A 2,463-nucleotide genomic window follows, 5' to 3' on the forward strand; every position below is an offset into this window, starting at 1 on the left:
TGTTTTTTGCACAAAATTGAGGCTGCTGCACGTTGGTTTCGTGCAACAGCCCCCTTTTGTGTGCTTGTTTATAGAAATCTCAGTGCAAAAGCGTCCTGCAAGCCTCTGCAGATCCTAGGCGGCTATAAGGGAAGCACTGATAAATTCAGCCACGCCATCTTAGCGCATCTTTTTTGCCCGCTTTTCGTCGGCAAATCCTCCACATAGCTTTGGCTATGCGTCCGGTTTGCCTCCTCAATCGGACGAAAAAATCTACGCCAATCTGACGGACTTCATTTTATCAGCGATTCCTAAGTATCTGGATCGGAGCTGTAACGTAAAAAAGATACCGCCCCAATAGAGGACGATATCTTCTTCTGTTTTAGAGTTTGAAACCCCCGACGATGCGCTGCAGATCCTGCGCGAGCTGCGCGAGTGTCTGGCTGGATGCGGCGATCTCCTGCATGGATGCCGCCTGCTGCTCGGAGACAGCAGAGACGTTTTCTGCCTCGCTGTGGACAGCGTTCGAGACCTTCTGGACTGCCTCGACCGAGCTGACCATGCGCTCACTGCCCGCCTTAATGCCCTCGGTACTCTTCAGGATGGCATCCACTTTTTCGGTGAGCTCGCTCACAACGCCCGCAATGCGGTCAAACTGCTCGCCCGCCTGGTTGACCTGCTTAACGCCTTCGCCGACGTGCTCCTTCTGCTGCTGCATGACCTTGAACGTGTCCTCGATGCGGTTCGCATTCTCGGTGATGAGCCCCGTAATCTCCTGTGCAGCTGTCTCAGACTGCTCGGCGAGCTTTCGGACTTCCTCGGCGACGACGGCAAATCCACGTCCCTGTTCTCCTGCACGCGCTGCCTCAATGGCGGCGTTGAGGGCAAGGAGATTCGTCTGTCCTGCAATCTCGGTGATCATTTCAACAATCTCAGAGATGCGCTTGGAACTCTCATAGAGTGCTGTGACCGCCCCGGAGACATCCTTTGCACTTTGGTCGAGGATGCTCATTCCCTTTACCGCAACGCTCAGTCCCTGCTGACCCTCAACCGTTGCTGTCTCGGCGCGATGGGTAGCGGCGGAGACATCCGAAATACCCGCAGTGATATCGTTGATCGCATGGGTGATGTCATCCACCGTTTTGAATGACTGATCGACGACCTCGTTCTGCTCTACCGTGCTGCCCGTGATCTTCACAATCGCCTCGGTTGCACTCTGTGCGCCCTGTGCCGACTGATCTGCCGATGCAGTCAGTTCCTGTGATGCGGCCGCAAGCTGCTCGGAGGTCTGTGCCGTCTTTTGAATTAGCTCACGCAGATTCTTGACCATGGTGAGCAGGGAGTTATGGAGCTGTCCGATCTCATCGTCGCGGTCGAGCTGGGGAGGGACAATGGCAAGATTCCCTTTTGCAACCTCCTGCGCCGCACCAGCCATATTCTCAAGCGGTCCCGCAATCGAAGCGGCGATCTTGTAGAGCAGAGCACCGATGAGAATGAGGGAGACAATGAGCCCAATAATCATAGTCCACTTGAGGTTGTCCACATCGGCGAGAACCTCGTCCTTCGGAACGAAGAGAACGAGCGACCATCCCGTGTTGCCAACCGGATGGACGGCGTAGTAATTCTCAATACCTGCATATGTGTTTGTAAAGAAAATAGGCTCTTTTGAGAGCAAACGACGCGCGTCTTCCTCACCCTGTGCGTGGACATTGTCATCGAGTCCAAGGGCGGAGTGGTAGATGAAGCGCCCGTGTTCATCGAGCAGGAATGCGGCACCATGCTCACGGAGCTTAATCTTGCTGATGGCGTTCTGGATGTCGGCAAAGTTGAACTCCAGACCGACTACGGCGAGCAGCTGTCCGTTATGATGAATTGCACGCGAGAACGGGAGGACTGTTTTCCCGTCGAGTGGGTTTTTGTCAACATCATTGACTTGCACGCCGTCCTTGGACTCTGCGAGCTTGTACCAAGGGCGGCTTGTTGCGTCAAACTTGTCGAGAGGGACAATACCCTCCTCGCTGTAAAGGAAGGGATGATTTGCTTCCCGTGGAAAACCCATATAGATGGAGTCAATGTCAGGACGCTTGGTAAAATCAGCTGCCGTATTGAGGAAGTCCTCGTCCGTCGGCATATTTGTCGACCATACGCGACCGATCCCCTCCAGAATCCCGCGTGGTCCCTCGACCATGCGATTGACTTCCTCGGCATGGTACTCCGAGAGGGCTCGCATTTCGCGCTCCGTTGCCTCCTCGATCATACTGCTTGCTTTCCAGTAGGAGAATGCCGCCATCGCAGTAAAGACGATGATGAGCGGTGTACCAATCCACAGGAGCATCTTTGACTTTAGGAAGCACTGATAAATTCAGCGCCATCATCTTGGCGCATCTTTTTTGCCCGCACTGTGTCGGCAAATCCTCCACATAGCCCTTGCTATGCGTCCGGTTTGCCTCCTTGTTCGGACGAAAAAATCTACGCCAATCTGAC

Annotated in this window: 1 protein-coding gene and 2 pseudogenes; 1 reads left to right on the plus strand and 2 read right to left on the minus strand. The window is 54.2% G+C overall.

Features of this window, described 5'->3' with window-relative positions:
• Positions 1 to 207: pseudogene (locus ACO6BQ_RS12355) on the plus strand (hypothetical protein); the annotation flags it as partial.
• A gap of 154 nt (positions 208 to 361) precedes the next feature.
• Here ACO6BQ_RS12355 and ACO6BQ_RS12360 read toward each other — a convergent pair.
• Positions 362 to 2,314, minus strand: a complete 1,953-nt coding sequence (locus ACO6BQ_RS12360; RefSeq protein ID WP_489121404.1) for a methyl-accepting chemotaxis protein — start codon at positions 2,312 to 2,314, stop codon at positions 362 to 364.
• A 10-nt stretch (positions 2,315 to 2,324) separates the two neighbouring features.
• Positions 2,325 to 2,463, minus strand: a pseudogene (locus ACO6BQ_RS12365) (secretion protein HlyD); the annotation flags it as partial.

The sequence above is a fragment of the Centipeda sp. (in: firmicutes) genome (assembly GCF_057271695.1).

What these genes read in the sequence shown, in the direction of transcription:
- ACO6BQ_RS12360 (WP_489121404.1), bottom strand. Translation starts at nt 2,314, where the DNA reads ATGCTCCTGTGGATTGGTACACCGCTCATCATCGTCTTTACTGCGATG.